The organism is Nocardia donostiensis (assembly GCF_002081715.1).
GTDB classification, from domain to species: Bacteria; Actinomycetota; Actinomycetes; order Mycobacteriales; family Mycobacteriaceae; genus Nocardia; species Nocardia donostiensis.
Window position 1 is genome coordinate 158218 of the sequence record NZ_MUKP01000005.1, and the last position, 20404, is coordinate 178621.

The following is a 20404-nucleotide window of genomic DNA, read 5'->3' on the forward strand; positions in this document are numbered from 1 at the left end:
GCTGAAAAAGCCCGCTAACGCTCGAAAACCCCGCTGACGGTCGCTCATACAGAACGGTCGAGGGCGAGCACCGCCTGCACGGCCTCCGGTTCTCCCGCCGTCTCGATACGAACCTGGTCGCGCCCGAAGGCATGCAGCAGCAATTCGGCGGCCGGACCGGTCAAGGTGACGATATCGCCGTCGCGGGCACCGACACGTATCCGCTCGCCCTCGGTATCGACCAACTCGATCGGCACCGGCGATGCGCGGTAGGTCATCGGGCCCATCTTCTTCAGCACTGCCCACAGGTGCCGTTGATCGGCAGGCGACAGGTCTCGCGGCGCCCAGTCCGGCGCAGCCCGGCGCACGTCTTCGTGATGGACGAACATTTCGCTCAGGTTCACCAACGCGTCCACCGGCCGCAGCGGCGACCACCATGGCGGACCGGAACGCACCTGGTCCAGCAACACGGGAAACGGGCGGCGCGCGACTTTGTCCTGCACCCGCTTCAGGTGTGAAGCGAAGGGCCGCAACAGGATTCCCGGCGCGGCATCCATTCGGCGCTCGCGCACGATCAGATGCGCGGCCAGATCGCGCACCGTCCATTCCCCGGACAGCGTCGGGGCGTCCGGGCCCACAGCGTCCATCGTGTCGACGAGCGCGCGCCGTTCCCGCCGAGCCATGCTCATGGCCCCAATCTAGCCGACCGGCCCCCTGGGCTGCGGGACCTCGAGGGGGTGTACCCCAGGTTCTGGGGCAGCGTATCGGTTGCCCTTCCCAGAGTCGCTATGTAACTTGTCACTCGGTCCATAGGGTCGTGGACCGAATACTCATAGATGGGAACACCTTTGAAGAAGATTCTCACCGTTGCCGCCGTGCTGGTGGCGACGGTCGGCTCCATGCTGACCGCCTCCGTCACCCCCGCCCATGCGCAGTACGAAAGCTACTACGGCGCTATCGCGGTGTCCCTGTCCACCGGCCGCTACGGCTACTCCTACGACTACCCTAGCTACGCTGCCGCCGAAGCGAGCGCGGAGGACCGCTGCGGTGTCGCCGACTGTGTCGCGAAGATCTCGTGGCGCAACGGCTGTGGCGCGCTGGCGGTCTCGTCGAACTACTTCAGCTACGGCGCGGCGGCCACCCGGTCGGGTGCGCGGAGGGAGGCGTTGGCCAACAACCCCGGCAACGCCTACATCGAGCACTGGAACTGCACTTCCGGCTACTCGCTGTGATCCTGACACCCACTCTTCGCCGGCTTTCGCCGCATTCGTGACTACCTCAGTAGGGGAAACCGTGAAAATCCGTCCATTCCGGGTCGTGGCCGCCGTGACGATGGCCGCCGCCGCCCTCACGTTCACCGCTTGCAGTTCCGACGACAGTTCCTCGGCCGACTCCGCCGCCCCCACTTCCCAGGCGGCCGGTGAGTTCGAGTCCGGTAAGAGCAGCGAAGGCAAGGAGGAGGGTGTCGCGCCCGCGCCGACCACCCCGCCGAACCTGCCCAAGCCGACCGCAGAAGAACTGAACGACAAGATCAACCGCGCGCTGGATTCCGCGGTCAGCGAAGAGGAGAAGCTGACCTGGATCGAGGATGCCGAACAGGATCCGCAGCTGGTCGACAAGCTCGTCGAAGCGGCCAAGAAGAACAACGTCGAGGTCAAGATCGTCAATGTCGGCGAGCCGAAGGACGGCAAGCTGAAGGCCGACGCCGAGGTCACCATCGACGGCAGCCCCGTGGAGAACGCCTCGGTCGACTTCGTCGCCGAGGGTGATCAGTGGAAGATCGCGCACCAGTTCGCGTGCAATATCGTCAAGTCGGCTCAGCTCGACTCCGCTGCCTGCCAGCCGACGGAGTGAACCAGCGGCGACGGTAGCTTCGCCTGAACCCGAAACCCCGGAGGCCGCGCCTCCGGGGTTTCGTTTGTCCTGGTGCGCCGGAGCCCCGGCCTCAGACGCCGATCACCGTCGGCACGATCATCGGACGGCGACGGTAGGTGTCGGCCACCCAGCGTCCGACGACACGGCGCACGCACTGGGCGATCCGGTGGGTATCGGTGACCCCCTCGCCCGCCAGCCGCAGCAGTTCCGCCTCGACCAGTTCGGCGGCCTCGGCCAGCGCCGTCGGATCATCGGAGAAGCCGCGGCCGCTCAGTTCCGGGGTGCTCACCGCCTTGCCGGTGGTTTCGTCGACGGCGACGGTGATCGAGATGAACCCGCCTTCGCCGAGCACCAACCGGTCCGACAGGGTCGATTCACCGACGTCACCGACCGAAAGGCCGTCGACGTAGACGTGACCGACCGGGAACCGCCCGACAATGGTGGCGATACCGTCGACCAGGTCGACCACCACACCGTCCTCGGCGAGCATCACCCGTTCCTCCGGCACACCGGTGGCCACGGCCAACGCGGCGTTCGCGCGCAGATGCCGCCATTCGCCGTGCACCGGCATCGCATTGGTCGGCCGGACCGCGTTGTACAGGTAGAGCAGTTCGCCAGCGGAAGCGTGCCCGGAAACGTGCACCTTCGCGTTCTGCTGGGTGATCACCGTTGCGCCCAGCCGCGCCAATCCGTTGACCACCGCGAACACCGAGTTCTCGTTGCCGGGGATCAGCGAGGAGGCCAGCACCACCAGATCGTCGGCGCGGATGTTGATTTGGCGGTGTTCGCCGCGCGCCATCCGCGACAGCGCCGACAGCGGCTCCCCCTGGGAACCGGTGGAGATCAGCACCAGTTTGTCGCCGGGCAGGGTGGCGGCGATGTCCAGGTCGACGACAATGCCATCGGGGACGGTCAGATAGCCGAGGTCCTGGGCGATCTGCATATTGCGCACCATCGACCTACCGACGAAGCAGATCCGCCGCCCGAACTTCTGCGCGACGTCGACGACCTGCTGGATGCGGTGCACATGACTGGCGAAGGAGGCCACGATCACCCGGTTGCGGGCCTTGCCGATCACCGTGTCGAGCACGCCGCCGATTTCCCGTTCGGGCGTGACGAATCCAGGCACTTCGGCGTTGGTGGAGTCGACCAGGAACAGATCGACTCCTTCGTCCCCGAGTCGGGAGAAACCCGCCAGGTCGGTGAGCCTGCCGTCCAGTGGCAGCTGGTCCAGTTTGATGTCGCCGGTATGCAGGGCGACACCGGCCGGGGTGCGGATAGCGACGGCGATCGCGTCCGGAATCGAATGGTTGACCGCGAAGTATTCGCAACCGAACGGGCCGTGCGAGGTGTGCTGGCCTTCGGTGACCTCGATCAGCTTCGGATGCTGGCGGTGTTCCCGGCATTTCGCGGCAACCAGCGCGAGGGTGAACTTGGAGCCGACAACCGGGATATCCGGGCGCAGCCGGAGCAGGAACGGTACCGCGCCGATATGGTCCTCGTGTCCGTGGGTGAGCACAACCGCGACCACATCGTCCTTCCGGTCCTCGATGGGCCGGAAGTCGGGCAGGATCAGGTCTACGCCGGGCTGCTGGTCCTCGGGGAACAGCACACCGCAGTCGACGATGAGCAGCTTGCCGCCGTATTCGAACACCGTCATATTGCGGCCGATTTCGCCGATACCGCCGAGGGCGAACACCCGCAGTCCGTTACGCGGCGCCTTCGGCGGCGTCCCGAGCCGGTCCTGCGCCGCAGGCGCGGGACGTGTTTCCGCGACGGGCGGCTCGGCACGGCCGCGCCCGGACTGCCGCGAGCGTTGCCTGCGTCCGCGGTCGGCTTGCGGTTGCCCCGCACCGCCACGGTCGCCGCCCTTGCCCCCGGAACGAGACCGGGAAGGACTTTCGGTGATCTCCGGCCCAGTAGCGATGTCCTGCTCCTGGGCAGGGGGCACGAATTCCGCGGTACCCACCGCTTCCTCGGGCGGCTTCGCTTCGGAGGTGGGCTGCGGTTGCGGGGCGGGGGCCGGACTGGCCGGGCCCGCCTCCCGGGTGGCGGTGCGGCGGGGACGGCGGCGGCCTAGCGGCCCCGTCATCCGAGCACCCCGGCCGCCCGCAGATCCGTGGCCAGCGCGTCGAGCTGTTCGGTTCCCGGCATGAGCTGCGGCAGCCGGGGCTCGCCGACATTGATACCGAGCAGGCGCAGCCCGCCCTTGCACATGGCGACCCCGCCGAGCCGCGCCATCGCGGCGTTCAGCCGGAGCAAACCCACGTTGATCTCCCTGGCCCGCACGATATCGCCTTTGCTGTAGGCGTCGACCAGTTCACGCAGCCGTTCGGGGACCAGATGGCCGATAACGCTGATGAAGCCCACAGCGCCGACCGACAGCCAGGGCAGGTTCAGCATGTCGTCGCCGGAGTAGAACGCGAGCCCGGTCTCCGCGATCAGGGCCGCGCCCGCGTTCAGGTCGCCCTTGGCGTCTTTGACCGCGACTATCCGGGGATGTTCGGCCAGTCTTCGGATGGTGTCGGTCGCGATCGGCACCACCGACCGCGGTGGAATGTCGTACAGGGTCACCGGCAGATCGGTCGCGTCGGCGACGGCGGTGAAATGCGCGAGCAGGCCGTCTTGGGTGGGCCGCGAGTAGTACGGTGTCACGACCAGCAGGCCGTGCGCCCCCGCGCGCTGCGCGTTACGGGCGAGTTCGACCGAATGGGCAGTGTCATAGGTTCCCGCGCCCGCGATGACGGTGGCCCGTTTACCGACCGCGTCGACGACTGCGCGCAGCAGGTCGGCCTTCTCCGATTCGGTGGTGGTGGGCGATTCACCGGTGGTACCGGAGATCGCGAGCAGATCGACGCCGCGATCGACCAGACGATGAGCCAGGGCGACGCCGGCATCGACATCGAGCTTGCCCTCGGCGCTGAAAGGGGTAACCATCGCGACACCGACCGTGCCGGATGCGGTCAGCACCGCTGGCGTCGATTCACCGTTCGTCATGGTCAGAAAGGCTACCCGGTCAGGCGAGAGCCCTCGACACCCTCGTCGCCGTTACAGGATTACGAACCGGGCTCCCTCCCTTCACCGCACTACTATGGCGCCACCTCACCCCTTGAATGACATCAATTATGGCGTCACACTGATGTCATGGATTTGAACGAATACACCGCCCGCCTACGCGAAGACCTGGTGGCAGCCGCGGCGCTCGGCGACGAGAAAACGCAGGCCACAGCCGCAGCGCTGGCCGCGGCGGTGGAAAGCTCCGCCCGATTGCTGCTGCTGTCGGCGCTGTCGGAGCTGGCAGGTGAGGTCAGCGCGGCGCTCGGCGACCGCAGCGTGCACGTGACACTGGACGGAAGCCGAGCCACCGTCGATGTGCGCAAGAACCCGGTTGCCGGTACGGACAACCTGGGCTTCGAGGATATGACCGGCGATATCAGCCGGGTGACGTTGCGGCTGGTCGAGCAGGTGAAGTCGAAGGCCGAAGAGGCAGCCGCCCAGAGCGGACAGTCGCTCAACTCGTGGCTGTCGGGCGTGGTGTCCGGGGCATTGCGCGAACAGATGCGCGGTTATGGCGGCCCGCAGCGCGGAAACCCCGACCCCAGCTGAACCGCAGCTCAGAGCAGCTCGGCCAGGTCGCCACGGTCACCGATGACGACCTCGTCGAGTTCGAGCCAGTCGGCCAGCTCACGCAGCGCCGTCCGCAGTGCTGCGGCGGTGGCGGGTGTGCGGTGACCAGGTTCGGCGAACGCGGCGGGGGCGAGCAACCGGCCCGCACCGCGCTCGGCGCGCAGGTCGACTCGGCCCACCAGCTCGCCGTCGAGCAAGAAGGGGAAAACGTAGTATCCGTGCACCCGCTTGTGCTCGGGAGTGTAGATCTCGAGGCGGTAGCGGAAATCGAAAATCCGTTCGGTGCGAGCGCGGAAAAATATCAGCGGGTCGAACGGGCACAGCAGCGCCGCCCCGGTGATCCGGCGCGGCGTCACCGCGCCCGCGCGCAGATAGCCGGGGGCGCCCCAGCCTGCGACCTCGACAGGGATCAACTCTCCGGCGTCGACCAGATCGGCGATGGCCGGTTCGGTCTGGCTGCGGTGCAGCCGGTAGTAGTCGCGCAGATCGGGTTCGGTGGCCACACCGAGGGCGGTGGCGGCGCGGCGGACCAGTTCGCGCACCGCATCGGTTTCACCGATGTCGCGGGCCAGTATCGATGCGGGGATCACCCGCTCGGTCAGATCGTAATGCCGGGTGAAACCGACCCGGGCGGCGGCGGAGAGCTCACCGGCGGCGAAGAGCTGTTCGCAGACCAGTTTGGTGTCGCTCAGGTTCCACCAGGAACCTTTCGGCCGTGGTTTGTCCAGTTCCAGATGCCGCTCCACCTGGCCCGCCGACAGCGGCCCGGATTCGGAGATGACGTCGAGGATGTCCTTACCCAGTGTGGGGTTGCGTTCCACCGCTGCACGCATTCCGGACCATCGGCCGTACCGGTAACGATGCATCCGCCAGCGCATCAGCGGCCAATCCTCGACCGGGATGAGCGCGGCTTCGTGCGCCCAGTACTCCACCAGCGCGCGGGGACGGCGGGTGCCATTGGTGTGCAGGGCCCAGGCGGCATCGTCGAGCAATGAGCGGTCGTAGCCGCCGATCCGACTGAATACGGGCGCATAATGCGCCCGAACCACAGCCGACACCGAATCCAGTTGCAGCAACTGTGTCCGGTCCAGCACACCGAGCACGGTGCGCCGGGTGACGCGCTGCGGTACCGGTTTACCGAATCCCTGTGCGGCCAAGGCGGTCCGCCGCGCGGCCGCCGCACTCATCCTGCGCATGGTCGAACACCATGCCACGCCGGTCCGACATATTTCAGGTCGAGACCCGCACCGCCCCGGTGGCGTCTATTTCGGTGCGCCGGGCCCGATCCGGGGCGTTGGCCAGCACTGTGGCGAGAACACGCCGCCCGGTGGGCAGCACCCGCACCGTCACCGACCCGGTGTTGGCGGCGTCCAATTCCCGTGTCGCGGCCTCGATCACCCGCTGGCGCACCCAACGCGGTACCTCGGCGAAACCGCCGTCGTCGAGCAGCACCACCTCCACACCCCGGGACCGGGCGCCGCGGGCGGCACTGCTGAGCTGATCGGTGACCAGCTGCGGCGCCCGCAACCCATCCCGCAGTTCGGCCTCGAGCAGCCTGCACTGTTCGCGTTCGGCCGCCGACAGTTCCGCACCGTCGGCGATGCGCGCCAGGATGGGGCGGGCCACCTTGTCCAGCCGGGCCAGTTGCCGTTCCCGTTCCCCGTTCTCGGCGGCCATGCTGGCCTCCGCGGCGGCGCGCATGGTCGCCTCCTCGCGTAGTAACCGCAGGGAACGCTGGGTGGGGCGCATGATCAGCGCGCACACCGAGACGCCTGCGACGGTCGCCACCGGGACGACGGCGCCCGCGAGCACCCCGACCGGGAGCCCGGCCATCCCACCGAGCACCGCGACGACCACCGCTGCCGCAGCCACCCCGAGCCAGGCCGCGCCCATCCGGCCCCGCAGCACCAGCACGGCGAGCACATAGGAGGATGCGAACGCCGCCCACACCTGCTTCGAACCGTCGGTCTGAAAATCGACGGTGGTCAACGCGATCGCCACCGGCCCCGAGACCGCAACGTAGGCGGTGGCAGCCCGCGGGAGCGGATCACCCGGCACCACCAGCACGGTCAGGCCCGCGACCAGCAGCAGCACCAGTCCCGCTGCGGCGGGTGCCACCGACGCATCGGTGAAGGTGCGCAGCATGTACAGCCCGATGGTCAGTTCCAGGACGAGCAGGAACAGCCCCGCGCCCCGGCCACGCAAACCGAGCAGATCACGCAGTTCGATATCGCCGGTGATATCAGCCATCAGCCTTCGCCACCCCACATCAGCGTCACCGTCGTTCCCTCACCCGGCTGCGATTCCACGAACCCCGCACCGCCGGCGAGTTGACGCATCCGACCGAGGATGCTGACCGAGATACCGAGCCGGTCGCCGGGCACCCGGCTCTGGTCGAAACCGGCGCCGTCGTCGCGGAACACCACCCGCAGACCGCCCGCGCTCACCGTCACCGTCACCTGGCGGCGCACCTCGCGACCGGGAACCGCGGCGTGACGCAGGCTGTTGCGGGCCGCCTCGGCGAGCGCGGCAGCGATGGTGCTCGCGGCCTGCACCGGCAACCGCAGATCGTCGACACCGGCCTGGCGGTGCGCGGTGACCTCGATACCCGGGTTCACCTCGGTGACCGCCGACCGCAGGAATCCGATGGCCGATTGCGCGTCCAGCAGGTCGGGTTCTGCTGCGCCGCCGCGGGCGGCCTCTAGCTGTTCGAGGGTCCGTTCCGCTTGACGACGCAGCACAGGGGATTCGGTGCCTGCGCGGGAGGCGTCCAACAGGGTCGACAGCACTGCGTCGTGGATCAACGCGGCGAACCGGGCACGTTCCCGGTCGCGGGCGGCGGCGCCGGCGACTGCGGCGGCACGACTGCTCGCCACCTGCGATTCGTGATCGACGCGGGCCGCTGCGGCGCGCGCGTAGACCAGGCACCACAGGAACAGGGCACACAGCCCCGCCGTCCTGGCGAAATCACCGGCCGTGGTGAACGCCGAAACATCCGGCAGTACGAACATATTCGCCAGCGCGGCGAGCGCGGACCCGAGGACCAGATAGGCGATCGCGAGGCCGGTGGGCCAGGCCAGCGCCGCGGCGAGCACACCGAGTGCGAGCACCCGGTACACCCACACCGACGACGAATGCTCCTCCGGCGCCGCATACACGATCATGAGCACCACCATCGCGGCGAAGAAGCTGATCGCGGCCGCACCGGACACCCGTTGGATGACCTGTCTGCTCGAGCCCAGCGATACCAGGGCAAGCACCGGGAACAGCCCGAACGCCAGGATCACCGCGATAACCGACCAGTGCAGTGGCACGGATCTGCTCTGGGCAGCGATCTCGGGCAGTTCCATTACGGCCGCGATCACCCCGGCCAGGCCGATCGATAACCCGATCCGGCGCAGGATCCGATCGGAGGCGCCTTCGTCCACCGCCTGCCCGGATACCGCGAGCAGACCGCGACCCCAGCTTCCAGCGCGGAACCGGCCCAGGAAGGCGGTATCGGGGCTCCGCGTCGCCGTCGCCGTCACCGGTCCCGGCGCCGCTCGGGAACCGGCAGCCATCCGTCTTCCACCGCCCGCTTGTACAGGTCGGTCTTGGTCGGCGCGGGCCGCCCGGCGTCGGCGTATTTCTGCCTGATCCTGCCCAGATAGTCGTTGACGGTCTGCTCGGACAGGCCGGTCAGCCGCGCCACCCGCGACGCCTTCTCCCCGGATGCGTACAGGGTGAGCACCTCTTCCTGGCGGGGGCTCAGCCCGACGCTGGACAGCTGCGGGTCGCCGTCGATGGCGGCCGCCCAGTCGGTGGTCACCACCTGTTCACCGGATGCGGCGCGCCGGACGGCGGCCACCACGGTCGCCACGTCCTCGGATTTACGCACCACCCCCAGTACACCGGCGCGCGCGGCCGAACGCACCAGGAAGGCGTTGTCGGCGCCGGTGAAGACCAGCACCTCGATACCGCGGTCGCGCAGCGCACGCACATTGTCCTCGGGTGCGGATCCGTCGGCGAGCCGCAGATCGAGCACCACCAGGTCCAGTCCGGGGCCGTGCTCGGCGCAGGCCGGATCGGCCAACAGCTCCGCTACCGTCCCTGCGGTCGCCACCAGCTCCAGGTCCGGTTGCGGCGCAAGCATCGCCGCCAATCCGATCGCCACTGATTCGTGGTCCTCGACCAGACCGACCAGCCGGGGTGTGCGCACGACACCTTCGGCACCCGTCACCTCGCCACTCCCATCCCGAGCAATTCGATCAGCATTCCCACCGCGAAACCGTCCCCAGCAGTATGCCCGCTCCGACCGGGTGCCGGTCAGCCACCAATAATCGGGGGAGTCGAATGACGGCCGCTGCCCATGTCGTTCATTCCATCAGCTGCGCCGCCACAGTCGCGCCGAGTTCCCAGCATGCTTCGATGTCGCCCTTGGTCGGTTTGCCCGACACCACCACATAGTCAGCGGCCTTCACCCACCCCAGCCCGGTCGTGATGGAGGTGACGCCCCGCTCCGCGCCTTCGGTGCCCTCGTTGCCGTGCAGGTAGAGGCCGAACGGCCGTCCGCGCGTCGAATCGAGGCAGGGGTAGTAGATGACATCGAATGCGTGCTTGAGGCCGCCGCTCATGTATCCGAGGTTGGCCGGGGTACCGAGCAGGTACCCATCCGCCTCCAGCACGTCGGTCGGCGACACGGCCAGCGCCGCCCGGCATACGACCTCCACGCCCTCGATGTCCGGGTCGGTCGCGCCGGACACCGCGGCCTCGAACATCGCCTGCATGAACGGCGACGGCGTGTGATGGATGATCAGCAAGCGTGGCACGCGGTGGACCTCCCAGTACGCGGGTGAGTCGATCTAGTACCCGGTAACTCGACAAATTATGTTCGAGGCGCCGGACATGTGGCCGAGGTTCGCCGGTGTGCCGAGCAGATAACCGTCGGCTGACAGCATATCGGTGGGGGCCACCGCCAAGGCGGCGCAGCGAAATCACCTCGCATCTCCGATAACGGAGTCGGGGCACCGAGCAGGACCGCCTCGAGCAACTCCTACGTAGGCGGCGAGGGCGTGTGATGAACGATCAGCAACCGGGCGCACCGACGAGCGTAACGGCCCACACCGGCGTATCCCGCGGTATCCGCAGGCCGGGGACCGCCGATATCCGTGGTCGGGTAACGGATTATTGTCCGCTACGCCGTTCGTGCTTCTCCAGCTCCACGGCCCGGCGCATCGTAGCGCGGGCCCGGCCACGGTCGCCCGCATAGTCGTAGGCACGTGCCAGCCGGTAGTTGACCTGCCAATTATCGGGGTCGGCCTCCCACTCCTGTTTCACGGTGAGGAACAGTTCGTCGGCGGCGTCGCGTTCGATGCGCCCCGACGGACGGCGCGGTAGCTGCGAGACGTCCAGCTCCCGGTCCTCGTCGTGCATGCGGCGGGCCAGATGCTGGTGGGCCAATGCGGAACGCACCATCGACACCACCATCCACGCCCCCAGCAGCGGCAGGATCAGCACCCCGATGCCGATGCCGATCGCGGCCGGGTCGCCAGAGGTGATCAGGGCGACCGCGATCCGGCCGAGCAGCAGAAAGTAGAAGATCAGCGCCAGCACCAGCGCCCCGAACATCGAGACGATCTTGACGACTTCCCGGTCCGGCCCGGCGTCGGATCGCGAGGTGTTCACAGGTCCAGCAGTGGGTCGAGTCCCACGGTCAGCCCGGGACGATCTCCGATCTGCCGCACCGCAAGCAGCACCCCGGGCGCGAAGGACGACCGGTCGATCGAATCGTGGCGGATGGTGAGCGTTTCGCCCTGGGTGCCGAGCAGCACCTCCTGGTGGGCGACCAGCCCGGCCAGCCGCACCGAATGCACCCGCACCCCGTCCACATCGGCGCCGCGTGCGCCGTCGAGTTCGGTGCTGGTGGCGTCCGGGCTCGTGCCTACCCCGGCGCAGGCGCGGGCTTGCGCGATCAGGCCGGCGGTGCGGTATGCGGTGCCCGACGGCGCATCGGCCTTGTTCGGATGGTGCAGCTCGATCACCTCGACCGATTCGAAGAACCGTGCCGCCTGCTCGGCGAACCGCATGGACAGCACCGCGCCGATGGCGAAGTTCGGCGCGATCAGCACACCGGTCTCCGGGCGCGCCGCCAGCCAGCCGCGTACCTCGGCGAGCCGGGCGTCGTCGAACCCGGTGGTCCCGACCACGGCGTGGATACCGTGCTCGACCAGGAACTTCAGATTGCCCATCACCACATCGGGGTGGGTGAAGTCGACCACGACCTGCGTGCCGGTGTCGGTGAACCGGCTCAGCGGGTCGTCCTTGTCGACGGTGGCGACCAGCTCCAGATCGTCGGCGGCCGTCACCGCCGCGCAGATCGCCGTCCCGACTTTGCCCTGCGCGCCGAGCACCCCGACCCGGATCGGTGCGGTCACCTTGTCTCTCCCTACTCCTCGTCGGACTCCTCGGTGCCGAGCCTACTGTCCGGCCTGTCCCCACCAGCACGCCGACCTCGCTTGCCCCTGCTGGGTGGCGGTACAGCGGATATCCGATGGCCGCGGTGAGCGGCGGGGCATTCCGAGGCAGTGCGACGGGAGTATGTGACCCACATCTTCAGCACACCGCGGCCAGAGCCCGCAACTGGCGGCTGAACCGTGGGTACAGGTGCGTCCGGCAGTTCGCGCAGTGCGGCCCCTCAGTCGAAGACGATCACCTGCCGCAGCGCATGCCCCGCCGCGAGTTCGTCCATCGCCCGATTGATATCGGTGAGTCCGATCCGCGCCGTCACCAGCTTCTCTACCGGCAGCCGCCCTTCCCGCCACAGCCGCACATACTCGGGGATATCGCGCGAGGGCACCGCGGAGCCGAGGTAGCTCCCGATGATCGAGCGCCCCTGCGCGACCAGGCCCAGCGGGGAGATACTCGCGCGGGCGTCGGGGGCAGGTAGACCGACGGTGACCGTGGTGCCGCCCGGCGCGGTCGCCGACACGGCTGTTTCGAAGGCGCGCACATTGCCCGCGGCTTCGACAACGATCTCCGCCTGAACCCCTTGCTCGGCCACTTCGGCCGGGGTATAGGCGGCGTGAGCGCCGAGTTCGGTGGCCAGGGCGAGTTTGGCGGCGACAGTGTCGACGGCGATCACCTCCCGCACGCCGAGGGAAACAGCCACCAGTACCGCGGCCATGCCGACACCGCCGAGGCCGACCACCATGACCCGATCCGAGGCGACCGGTTTCGCCGAATTCAGCAGCGCTCCACCCCCGGTCAGCACCGCGCAGCCGAGTACCGCCGCGACCTCGGGCGCGACGTCGTCGTCCACCGGAACGACCGAGCGCTGGTCCACCACAGCGTGCGTCGCGAACGCCGACACTCCCAGATGGTGGTGCACTTCGGCTCCGTCGCGGTGCAGCCTGCGCCCGCCGCCCAGCAGTTCACCCGCATTGTTGGCGGCGCTGCCGGGAATACAGGGCATCCGCCCACCCGACGCACATCCTGCGCATACACCGCACCGGGGCAGGAAGGTCATCACCACCCGTTGCCCGATATCCAGATCGGCACCGGGGCCTGCTTTCTCCACCCGGCCTGCGGCCTCGTGTCCGAGCAGCATCGGCACCGGGCGCACCCGGTTGCCGTCGACCACCGACAGGTCCGAATGGCACAGCCCCGCCGCTTCGATCCGGACCAGCAGTTCCCCTGGCCCCGGTTCGGCGAGATCGAGTTCTCCGACGGTGATCGGCGCCGAATCGGCGAACGGCGCCTGCGCCGCGATCCGCTCCAGCACGGCTCCACGAATCCTCATGACCGCCACGTTATGCCCATCGGTCGGATCCGAAACAGGGTCTTGGCACCGGTGCGCGGCACAGCTAAAGTTTTCTGCCGTGACGGTGCTCCCGTTGGCCGCCTTGTACCGAGCCCGGGGTCGGGACCGCCACGATTCGAGGAGTATCTCCACTGTCCATACAGTTGAATCACACCATTGTCGGTTGTCGTGACAACAGGGTGTCCGCCGAATTCTGGGCCGACATCCTCGGGTTGGATATCGGAACCCCAGCGGGTCCGTTCATTCCGATCCAGACCAGTAATGGCGTCACGTTCGATTTCGCGAACGTTCCGCCGCACATCACCGAAATCCAGCCCCAGCACTACGCCTTCCTGGTCTCGGAAGACGAATTCGACGCGGCCTACGCCAAGATCCAGCGATATCGCCTGGACCATTGGGCCGACCCGCGGCGGCACACACCAGGGATCAACCACAACGACGGTGGTCGCGGCGTCTATTTTCTGGACCCCGCAGGCCATTTCATGGAATTGATCACCGTCCCCTACGGCGGTTGGGCGTACCTCCGCATTCGCTCCGGCCATGCGCTTTGAGGTATACCTTTCGCGTTCGTACGGCTACACGCGGTCTGCCTGCCTACCGCCTTCGCTGCGGACGTAGGCATCCCGCGAACCACCACAATCACTCCGACCGGGCGCTTTGAGGTGCACCTTTCACGTTCGTACGGGCTACACGCGGTCTGCCTACCTACCACCTTCGCTGCGGACGTACGCATCCTGCGAATCACCGCGGTGGCTGCGGCCTTGGGTGGTCTGGTGAGAAGCGGAGGGCGCGGGCCGGGAAAACCCGCGCCCTCCAGTTCGGCAATAAGGTGAACGTATGCCGTCAGACGCTCATACCGCCGTACACGACCTGCACACCGATCTGGCCACGTGGCTCGGAACGGCGGCGCCTGATGCGGTGTTCGACCGGTTCGCCGCGGCCCAGCATCCACTGTTCACGATGGTCACCATCTCGGGAGAGACTTTGGCCCGCGACGCGCTGCTCACCGGGCTGCGCGGCGCAGGCAACACACGACCGGGCCTGCGGATCACGATCTCCGATATCACCGACCTGGTCCGCGATACCGGCACCGCCGTCCTTCGTTTCCTGGAAACCCATCACTACGAAGGGGTTTCGACGCAGCGATGGGTGACCGCGGTACTCGTCGCCGACGCCGAACACCGTTGGTTGTGGCGTAGCGTGCACGAAACCCCCGCGGCTACTCGGTGACTGCTCCCCGCGCGCTCCGACGGCTGCGCCGCGCCCCGATCCCGGCCGCCGCCAGGCAGGCCACCGCGACCGCGCCGACGAACCACGGGAACACCGTCGCCAACCCCCAGGTGGTGGCTGCCCAACCGGCGAGCACCGTGGGCAGTGCCATCGCCGAATAGGCGAGCAGATAGTACGCCGACATCGTCTCGCCGCGTTTGTGCTGAGGGACCACATTCGACAGATGCCGCAGCGAACCGCCGAATCCGAGACCGAAGGTTCCACCGAGCAGCACCCCGGCCAACAGCACCGCAACCCAGCTGTGGGAGCCCAGCGCGGGCAACGTCAGCAGCAGCGCCACCGCCATACCGATATCGCCGATGATCGCCGCGCGACGGGCGGGCACATCGGTCGCGAACAGCTGCACCACCGCCGCTGACAGTGCCGTGGTGGCAACGACGACACCGCCGAAGACCAGGTTGTGCACGTCGGTCTTCGCCGCGGCCAGCGATGGATACAGCGACAACAACACCCCGAGCACCGACCAGGCCGCCATCACCCCGATCGCGGAAAACCAGAAATCACCCCGGATCTCCCGTGGCACTGCCGGTTTCGCGATCCGGATGCGCCCGACCACCCGGGCCGTATGCGGTTCCCGCAACGCGAGCACTCCCACCCCGATACCCACGCAGATCACGCTGATCACCACATACGGTGTGCGCAGCGGGTACGGAGCGTACTGCGCCAGCAGTGCCGAACCCATGATCGCCACCGCCATCCCGACGTTGAATGCGACGCCGGTCAGCTGGCCGGTGCGCGCCCCGTGATGCGGGCGCAGATCCAGCAGCGCCGCCGCGCCCGCCACCACGATCGCGCCGACTGCCATCCCGTGTAAGGCCCTGGCAGCCAACAACATCAGCACTGTATCGGCGAATACGAACAACCCGAGCCCCACGATCATCATCGCGAATGCGCCGAGCAGGACAGGTTTGCGGCCGACGACATCGGAGATCCGGCCGGAGACGAGCACCGCGGCCAGTGCGGCGAACGCGTACACGGCGAAGACGACGGTGGTGGTCAACGGCGACAGATGCCACTGCTGTTCGTAGACGCCGTACAGTGGTGCGGGCGCCCCTGACACTCCGAGCGCCACCCCGGAGGCGGCCAGGACCAGCGCATACGCCCATTGCTGCGTAAGCCGTTCGTCCACGGCTGCTGTCGGTGTGACTGCCACTGCAAACCCCGATCCGGTAAGTTTGATATTGATCGAACCGGAAATGACCATAACGCGAGGTTCGATGCTCATCAAACCATCCGTGAGGTAGATCATGGCCGAGACCACACCAGCGAAGGCGGTCACCGTGGAGCCCGAGTCGCAGCCGGGCATCGCGCAGCCGCAGGCAGGCAACACCGGGCATCAGCCGGTCGCCGCCCTGCCCGTGGTACTCGCCGCGCTACAGGATCCGGTGCGCCTCGAGATGGTGCGTAGATTGAGCAACGCAGGCAGCGCGGTCCGCTGCGCCGCTCTCTACGACGCGATCAACAAATCGACCGCGACCCATCACTTCAAGATCCTGCGCGAGGCGGGCATCATCGAACGACTCGTCGTCGACGGCCAGCCCTGTCAGCGGTTACGCACCGCAGAACTCGACCGGGCGGTACCCGGGCTGCTGCCATCGGTCGTAGCAGCAGCCAACCAGGCACAACAGCAGTAACCGGCGGTCCCGTCAGGCATCGACCAGCCGGCGCACAGCCGCAGGAAGTTCCCTGGTACGCCGGTACGGCCCGGCGACCGATGCCGCGTATGGCCGGGCCATCAGCGTGCGGGCGATAGCGGCGACCTCGTCGGTGGTCACCGCGTCGATCCGAGCCAAGGTTTCCGACACGCTGCGGTGATTGCCGTAGCTGAGTTCACTGCGCCCGATGCGGTTCATCCGCGACGCCGAATCCTCCAGCCCGAGTACCAGACCACCCCGCAAAGAACCCTTGGCACGGGCGCATTCGGCGTCGGTGATCCCGTTTTCGGCCACATCCTCCAGCACCTCGCGAGCCAAGGTAGCCACCTCGCCCAGATTCTCCGGTTGGCACCCGATATACACCGAGAACGCGCCGGTGTCGGCAAAGGTGTCCACGCTCGAATACACCGAATACGCCAGCCCGCGCTCTTCCCGGATCCGCTGGAACAGCCGGGAGCTCAACCCGCCACCGACGACGGTGTTGAGCACCGACAGCGGCCAGCGCCGTTCACCTTCATGCCTGCCGAAGGCGCGCACCCCGAACACCAGATGCGACTGTTCGCTGTCGCGGTGACTCCAGTGCAGTCGCGGCGCGGTGCGCACCCGGAACCGGCCTTCCCGGCGTGGCGCCGGGGTGACATCCGGGTCGAGCCGGTTCGCGAACGCCCGATGCACCAGTTCCACAGTGTGCTCATGCTCCACATTGCCTGCCACCGCGACCACCATCCGGTCGGGGCGGTAGCGGCGTTGGTGGAACGAGCGCAGTTGCGCGGCCCGCATCCCTTCGACGGATTCGACGGAGCCGATGATCGGCCGCCCGATCGGGTGATCGCCGAACAGCGCGGTCAGGAACGCGTCGCCGACCAGGTCTTCGGGGTCGTCGTCGCGCATGGCGATCTCTTCGAGCACCACCTGCCGCTCCACATCCACGTCATCGGAGCGGCACAGACCGTTGAGCACCACATCGGAGACCAGGTCGACCGCCAGCGGCAGATCCTCGTCCAGGACGTGCGCGTAGTAGCAGGTCTGCTCCTTGGCGGTGAACGCGTTGAGTTCCCCGCCGACCGCGTCCATGGTTTCGGCGATATCCAGCGCAGACCGCGTCGGCGTCGCCTTGAACAGCAGGTGCTCCAGGAAGTGGGCGGCACCCGCGACGGTCGGGCCCTCGTCCCGGGAGCCGACACCGACCCACACCCCGATCGACGCCGAGCGCACGCCGGGAAGATGCTCGGTGACCACCCGCAGGCCGCCGGGCAGCACGGTGCGCCGCACCCCGGTGTCGATCGCCGTCGCCTGGCCGACCCGCCACTTCGAAGACGAGCCCCCCTGCCCGACCGGGCGCAGGGGGGCCGTCGTGTTCTGCTTCGTCACACCGACCAGTACTACTCGCTCGCGCCGGCTTCCGCATCGGTGGCGGGCTCTTCGGCGCTTTCGTCGACCGGGACCAGCGAGATCTTGCCGCGGTTGTCGATATCGGCGATCTCCACCCGCAGCTTGTCGCCGACGTTCACCACGTCCTCGACCTTGGCGACGCGTTTGCCGTTACCCAGCTTGGAGATGTGCACCAGACCGTCGCGGCCCGGCAGCAGCGAAACGAACGCACCGAAGGCTGTTGTCTTGACGACTGTGCCCAGGAAACGTTCGCCGACCTTCGGCAGCTGCGGGTTGGCGATCGCGTTGACCTGGTCGATCGCGGCCTGCGCGGACGGGCCGTCGGTGGCGCCGATGTAGACGGTGCCGTCGTCCTCGATGGAGATGTTCGCGCCGGTCTCCTCGGTGATCTGGTTGATCACCTTGCCCTTGGGCCCGATCACCTCACCAATCTTGTCGACCGGGATCTTGATGGCGGTGACGCGCGGCGCGTACGGGCTCATCTCGTCCGGGGTGGCGATGGCCTCGGCCATCACGTCCAGGATGGTGGTGCGGGCGTCGTGCGCCTGGCCGAGCGCGCCGGCCAGCACCTGCGAGGGGATCCCGTCGAGCTTGGTGTCCAACTGCAGCGCAGTGACGAAGTCACGGGTGCCCGCGACCTTGAAGTCCATATCACCGAACGCGTCCTCGGCGCCGAGGATATCGGTGAGCGCGACATAGCGGACCTCTTCGACACCGGCGTCGTTGGTGACGGTGTCGGACACCAGACCCATGGCGATACCGGCCACCGGAGCCTTCAGCGGCACACCGGCGTTGAGCAGCGCCAGCGTAGACGCGCACACCGAGCCCATCGAGGTGGAGCCGTTGGAGCCGAGCGCCTCGGACACCTGCCGGATCGCGTACGGGAACTCTTCCTGGCTGGGCAGCACCGGGATCAGTGCCCGCTCGGCCAGCGCACCATGACCGATTTCACGGCGCTTGGGCGAACCGACGCGACCGGTCTCGCCAGTGGAGAACGGCGGGAAGTTGTAGTGGTGCATATAGCGCTTGCTGGTTTCCGGGCCGAGCGAATCGACCTGCTGCGCCATCTTGACCATATCGAGGGTGGTGACGCCAAGGATCTGGGTTTCCCCCCGCTCGAACAGTGCCGAACCATGTGCCCGCGGCACCACGGCGACCTCCGCGGACAGGGCGCGGATATCGGCCAGTCCACGGCCATCGATACGGAACCCGTCGGTGAGGATGCGCTGGCGAACCAGCTTCTTGGTGACCGAGCGGAACGCCGCGCCGATCTCCTTCTCCCGGCCCTCGAAGTCCGCACCCAGCCGCGACAGCACCTCGAGCTTGATCTCGTCGATCTTCTCTTCGCGTTCCTGCTTGCCCGCGATGCTCAGCGCCTCGCCCAGCTCCCGCTTCGCGGTGCCCTCCACGGCCTCGTACACGTCGGGGCCGTACGGCGGGAACAGCGGGAACTCCTCGGTCGGCTTGGCCGCCAGCTCGGCCAGATCCTGCTGCGCCTTGCACAACCGCGCAATGAACGGCTTGGCCGCTTCCAGGCCCTCGGCCACCACAGCTTCCGTCGGCGCCTGCGCCCCACCGGCAACCAGTTCGATGACCTTCTCGGTGGCCTCGGCCTCGACCATCATGATCGCGACGTCACCGGAATCGACGACCCGGCCTGCCACCACCATGTCGAACACCGCATGCTCTAGCTGCTCGACGTTCGGGAACGCCACCCACTGCCCGGTGGAGCTGCCGCTGTCCGGGTCGTTGATCAGCGCGACCCGCACACCGCCCACCGGCCCGGAGAACGGCAGGCCCGCGATCTGGGTGGACGCCGACGCGGCGTTGATCGCGACAACGTCGTACAGATCCTTCGGATCCAGGCTCAGCACCGTCACCACGACCTGTACCTCGTTGCGCAACCCGTCGACGAACGACGGACGCAGCGGCCGGTCGATCAGCCGGCAGGTCAGGATCGCATCGGTGGACGGGCGGCCCTCACGGCGGAAGAACGAGCCCGGGATACGGCCCGCCGCGTACATCCGCTCCTCGACGTCCACCGTCAGCGGGAAGAAGTCGAACTGATCCTTGGGATGCTTCCCGGCGGTCGTCGCCGACAGCAGCATCGTCTCGTCGTCCAGATAGGCCACCACGGAACCGGCCGCCTGCCGGGCCAACCTGCCCGTTTCGAAGCGAATGGTGCGCGTGCCGTAGCTACCGTTGTCGATCAGTGCGACAGATTCGAAAACACCCGGCTCGACCTCGATCGCCGATGTTGTCGCGCGTTCAGTTGTTTCAGACATCTTCTCTCTCAACCTCTCGTCTCGCCGAGTCCAGCGCCGACAGGCGCAACCCGGCTGCGTCAGCCGTACCTGACACGGGCGCGGCAGCCGTCGTGGCTGCGACGCGCACACCCGGCCGGATCCCCTTGGACACGGTGACGCGGAGGCGGTCATCGATCGAAGCTCGCCGGCACATCCGAACTGCCGAAAAGCCACTACCGAAGACCGACGCCACGAGCGCGGGTGCATACGGCTGTTGTTGCGGTTATCGCATACGAGGACGAGTTCATCCCCCATGCGATGTAGCCAACAGGGCCGATTGTAGGCGTCCTGTTGTTTTAGTTCGCGTCCGGCTCAGGGCTTGTTGGCCGCGACTTCGTCACGGCGGGTATGCGGCCCCCTGGTGGCTCGCGTTTCAGTGGCCACCGAAACGCCAGCCGGGAACAAACAGGGGGCTGGGGCGCGCGTGCGGAAAAGAGCAGGCGAGTGAGGACCACAACCGCGCCTCTGCAGCCGATAGGCAG

The 20404-nt window shown here is 67.7% G+C and carries 20 protein-coding genes and 1 pseudogene; 6 read left to right on the plus strand and 15 right to left on the minus strand.

Annotated features, from left to right (window positions below; genetic code table 11):
* Nucleotides 1–44: 44 nt before the first annotated feature.
* Entirely contained in the window at nt 45–668 is a 624-nt protein-coding gene (locus tag B0T44_RS05320; protein WP_077117999.1) for a TIGR03085 family metal-binding protein, read from the minus strand.
* A gap of 147 nt (nt 669–815) precedes the next feature.
* Between B0T44_RS05320 and B0T44_RS05325 the strand changes: the two genes are divergently transcribed.
* Nucleotides 816–1211, plus strand: coding sequence for a DUF4189 domain-containing protein (locus B0T44_RS05325; RefSeq protein WP_077118001.1), 396 nt, complete (start codon nt 816–818; stop codon nt 1209–1211).
* A 61-nt stretch (nt 1212–1272) separates the two neighbouring features.
* Nucleotides 1273–1833 (plus strand): WKL family lipoprotein, encoded by a 561-nt coding sequence (locus B0T44_RS05330; protein WP_077118004.1) that lies wholly within the window; start codon nt 1273–1275, stop codon nt 1831–1833.
* A gap of 91 nt (nt 1834–1924) precedes the next feature.
* Here B0T44_RS05330 and B0T44_RS05335 read toward each other — a convergent pair whose 3' ends face one another.
* Entirely contained in the window at nt 1925–3946 is a 2022-nt protein-coding gene (locus B0T44_RS05335; protein ID WP_077118006.1) for a ribonuclease J, read from the minus strand.
* Entirely contained in the window at nt 3943–4851 is a 909-nt protein-coding gene (gene dapA / locus B0T44_RS05340; RefSeq protein WP_077118009.1) for a 4-hydroxy-tetrahydrodipicolinate synthase, read from the minus strand. The genes B0T44_RS05335 and dapA overlap by 4 nt, the downstream gene beginning before the upstream one ends.
* 147 nt (nt 4852–4998) lie before the next feature.
* Between dapA and B0T44_RS05345 the strand changes: the two genes are divergently transcribed.
* Complete coding sequence (locus tag B0T44_RS05345) at nt 4999–5460, plus strand: hypothetical protein (RefSeq protein WP_077118011.1); 462 nt, start codon at nt 4999–5001, stop codon at nt 5458–5460.
* A gap of 8 nt (nt 5461–5468) precedes the next feature.
* Here B0T44_RS05345 and B0T44_RS05350 read toward each other — a convergent pair whose 3' ends face one another.
* The 9 genes and pseudogenes from B0T44_RS05350 to B0T44_RS05390 all read right to left on the minus strand — a co-directional run bounded on the left by B0T44_RS05350 (nt 5469) and on the right by B0T44_RS05390 (nt 13258).
* Nucleotides 5469–6677 (minus strand): winged helix-turn-helix domain-containing protein, encoded by a 1209-nt coding sequence (locus tag B0T44_RS05350; protein ID WP_077118013.1) that lies wholly within the window; start codon nt 6675–6677, stop codon nt 5469–5471.
* A 34-nt stretch (nt 6678–6711) separates the two neighbouring features.
* On the minus strand, nt 6712–7731 hold the full coding sequence (locus tag B0T44_RS05355) for a DUF8320 family protein (RefSeq protein ID WP_077118015.1): 1020 nt from the start codon (nt 7729–7731) through the stop codon (nt 6712–6714).
* Nucleotides 7731–9041, minus strand: coding sequence for an ATP-binding protein (locus B0T44_RS05360; protein ID WP_077118017.1), 1311 nt, complete (start codon nt 9039–9041; stop codon nt 7731–7733). Before B0T44_RS05360 ends, B0T44_RS05355 begins: the two co-directional genes overlap by 1 nt.
* Nucleotides 9005–9700: a response regulator transcription factor gene (locus B0T44_RS05365; RefSeq protein WP_077118019.1), complete on the minus strand. Its 696-nt coding sequence runs from the start codon at nt 9698–9700 to the stop codon at nt 9005–9007. Before B0T44_RS05365 ends, B0T44_RS05360 begins: the two co-directional genes overlap by 37 nt.
* A 136-nt stretch (nt 9701–9836) precedes the next feature.
* Nucleotides 9837–10247: a flavodoxin family protein gene (locus B0T44_RS05370; protein WP_077118157.1), complete on the minus strand. Its 411-nt coding sequence runs from the start codon at nt 10245–10247 to the stop codon at nt 9837–9839.
* Between the two features lie 108 nt (nt 10248–10355).
* Nucleotides 10356–10510: pseudogene (locus B0T44_RS27835) on the minus strand (flavodoxin family protein); the annotation flags it as partial.
* A 134-nt stretch (nt 10511–10644) separates the two neighbouring features.
* A complete protein-coding gene (locus B0T44_RS05380; protein WP_077118159.1) occupies nt 10645–11088 on the minus strand; it encodes a hypothetical protein in 444 nt (147 codons plus the stop codon).
* A gap of 53 nt (nt 11089–11141) precedes the next feature.
* The gene (gene dapB / locus B0T44_RS05385) at nt 11142–11894 is read right to left on the minus strand and encodes a 4-hydroxy-tetrahydrodipicolinate reductase (RefSeq protein ID WP_077118021.1); all 753 of its coding nucleotides are present in this window, start codon (nt 11892–11894) and stop codon (nt 11142–11144) included.
* Nucleotides 11895–12154: 260 nt separating this feature from the next.
* Nucleotides 12155–13258, minus strand: coding sequence for an alcohol dehydrogenase catalytic domain-containing protein (locus B0T44_RS05390; protein ID WP_077118023.1), 1104 nt, complete (start codon nt 13256–13258; stop codon nt 12155–12157).
* 152 nt (nt 13259–13410) lie between these two features.
* On the opposite strand from B0T44_RS05390, the gene B0T44_RS05395 reads away from it, so the two are divergent.
* Together B0T44_RS05395 and B0T44_RS05400 are read left to right on the plus strand one after the other, a co-directional pair.
* Nucleotides 13411–13830, plus strand: coding sequence for a VOC family protein (locus B0T44_RS05395; RefSeq protein ID WP_077118025.1), 420 nt, complete (start codon nt 13411–13413; stop codon nt 13828–13830).
* A 286-nt stretch (nt 13831–14116) separates the two neighbouring features.
* Nucleotides 14117–14509 (plus strand): hypothetical protein, encoded by a 393-nt coding sequence (locus B0T44_RS05400; RefSeq protein ID WP_077118027.1) that lies wholly within the window; start codon nt 14117–14119, stop codon nt 14507–14509.
* Here B0T44_RS05400 and B0T44_RS05405 read toward each other — a convergent pair.
* Nucleotides 14499–15722 carry an MFS transporter gene (locus tag B0T44_RS05405; protein ID WP_077118161.1) on the minus strand — a complete coding sequence of 408 codons (1224 nt, stop codon included), beginning with the start codon at nt 15720–15722 and terminating at the stop codon, nt 14499–14501. The two genes, B0T44_RS05400 and B0T44_RS05405, sit on opposite strands and share 11 nt — an antisense overlap.
* Before the next feature lie 94 nt (nt 15723–15816).
* Between B0T44_RS05405 and B0T44_RS05410 the strand changes: the two genes are divergently transcribed.
* Complete coding sequence (locus B0T44_RS05410) at nt 15817–16203, plus strand: ArsR/SmtB family transcription factor (RefSeq protein WP_081511626.1); 387 nt, start codon at nt 15817–15819, stop codon at nt 16201–16203.
* 12 nt (nt 16204–16215) lie between these two features.
* Here B0T44_RS05410 and B0T44_RS05415 read toward each other — a convergent pair whose 3' ends face one another.
* On the minus strand, nt 16216–17508 hold the full coding sequence (locus tag B0T44_RS05415) for a M16 family metallopeptidase (RefSeq protein ID WP_077118165.1): 1293 nt from the start codon (nt 17506–17508) through the stop codon (nt 16216–16218).
* 98 nt (nt 17509–17606) lie between these two features.
* Nucleotides 17607–19901, minus strand: coding sequence for a polyribonucleotide nucleotidyltransferase (locus B0T44_RS05420; RefSeq protein ID WP_077118030.1), 2295 nt, complete (start codon nt 19899–19901; stop codon nt 17607–17609).
* Nucleotides 19902–20404 lie beyond the last annotated feature (503 nt).

Coding starts and splice junctions, on each gene's coding strand:
- B0T44_RS05335 (WP_077118006.1), bottom strand. CDS start 3,946: ATGACGGGGCCGCTAGGCCGCCGCCGTCCCCGCCGCACCGCCACCCGG.
- B0T44_RS05355 (WP_077118015.1), bottom strand. CDS start 7,731: ATGGCTGATATCACCGGCGATATCGAACTGCGTGATCTGCTCGGTTTG.
- dapA (WP_077118009.1), bottom strand. CDS start 4,851: ATGACGAACGGTGAATCGACGCCAGCGGTGCTGACCGCATCCGGCACG.
- B0T44_RS05390 (WP_077118023.1), bottom strand. CDS start 13,258: ATGAGGATTCGTGGAGCCGTGCTGGAGCGGATCGCGGCGCAGGCGCCG.
- B0T44_RS05370 (WP_077118157.1), bottom strand. CDS start 10,247: ATGCAGGCGATGTTCGAGGCCGCGGTGTCCGGCGCGACCGACCCGGAC.
- B0T44_RS05400 (WP_077118027.1), top strand. CDS start 14,117: ATGCCGTCAGACGCTCATACCGCCGTACACGACCTGCACACCGATCTG.
- B0T44_RS05360 (WP_077118017.1), bottom strand. CDS start 9,041: ATGGCTGCCGGTTCCCGAGCGGCGCCGGGACCGGTGACGGCGACGGCG.
- B0T44_RS05325 (WP_077118001.1), top strand. CDS start 816: ATGGGAACACCTTTGAAGAAGATTCTCACCGTTGCCGCCGTGCTGGTG.
- B0T44_RS05320 (WP_077117999.1), bottom strand. CDS start 668: ATGAGCATGGCTCGGCGGGAACGGCGCGCGCTCGTCGACACGATGGAC.
- B0T44_RS05410 (WP_081511626.1), top strand. CDS start 15,817: ATGGCCGAGACCACACCAGCGAAGGCGGTCACCGTGGAGCCCGAGTCG.
- B0T44_RS05350 (WP_077118013.1), bottom strand. CDS start 6,677: ATGCGCAGGATGAGTGCGGCGGCCGCGCGGCGGACCGCCTTGGCCGCA.
- B0T44_RS05380 (WP_077118159.1), bottom strand. CDS start 11,088: ATGTTCGGGGCGCTGGTGCTGGCGCTGATCTTCTACTTTCTGCTGCTC.
- B0T44_RS05345 (WP_077118011.1), top strand. CDS start 4,999: ATGGATTTGAACGAATACACCGCCCGCCTACGCGAAGACCTGGTGGCA.
- B0T44_RS05420 (WP_077118030.1), bottom strand. CDS start 19,901: ATGTCTGAAACAACTGAACGCGCGACAACATCGGCGATCGAGGTCGAG.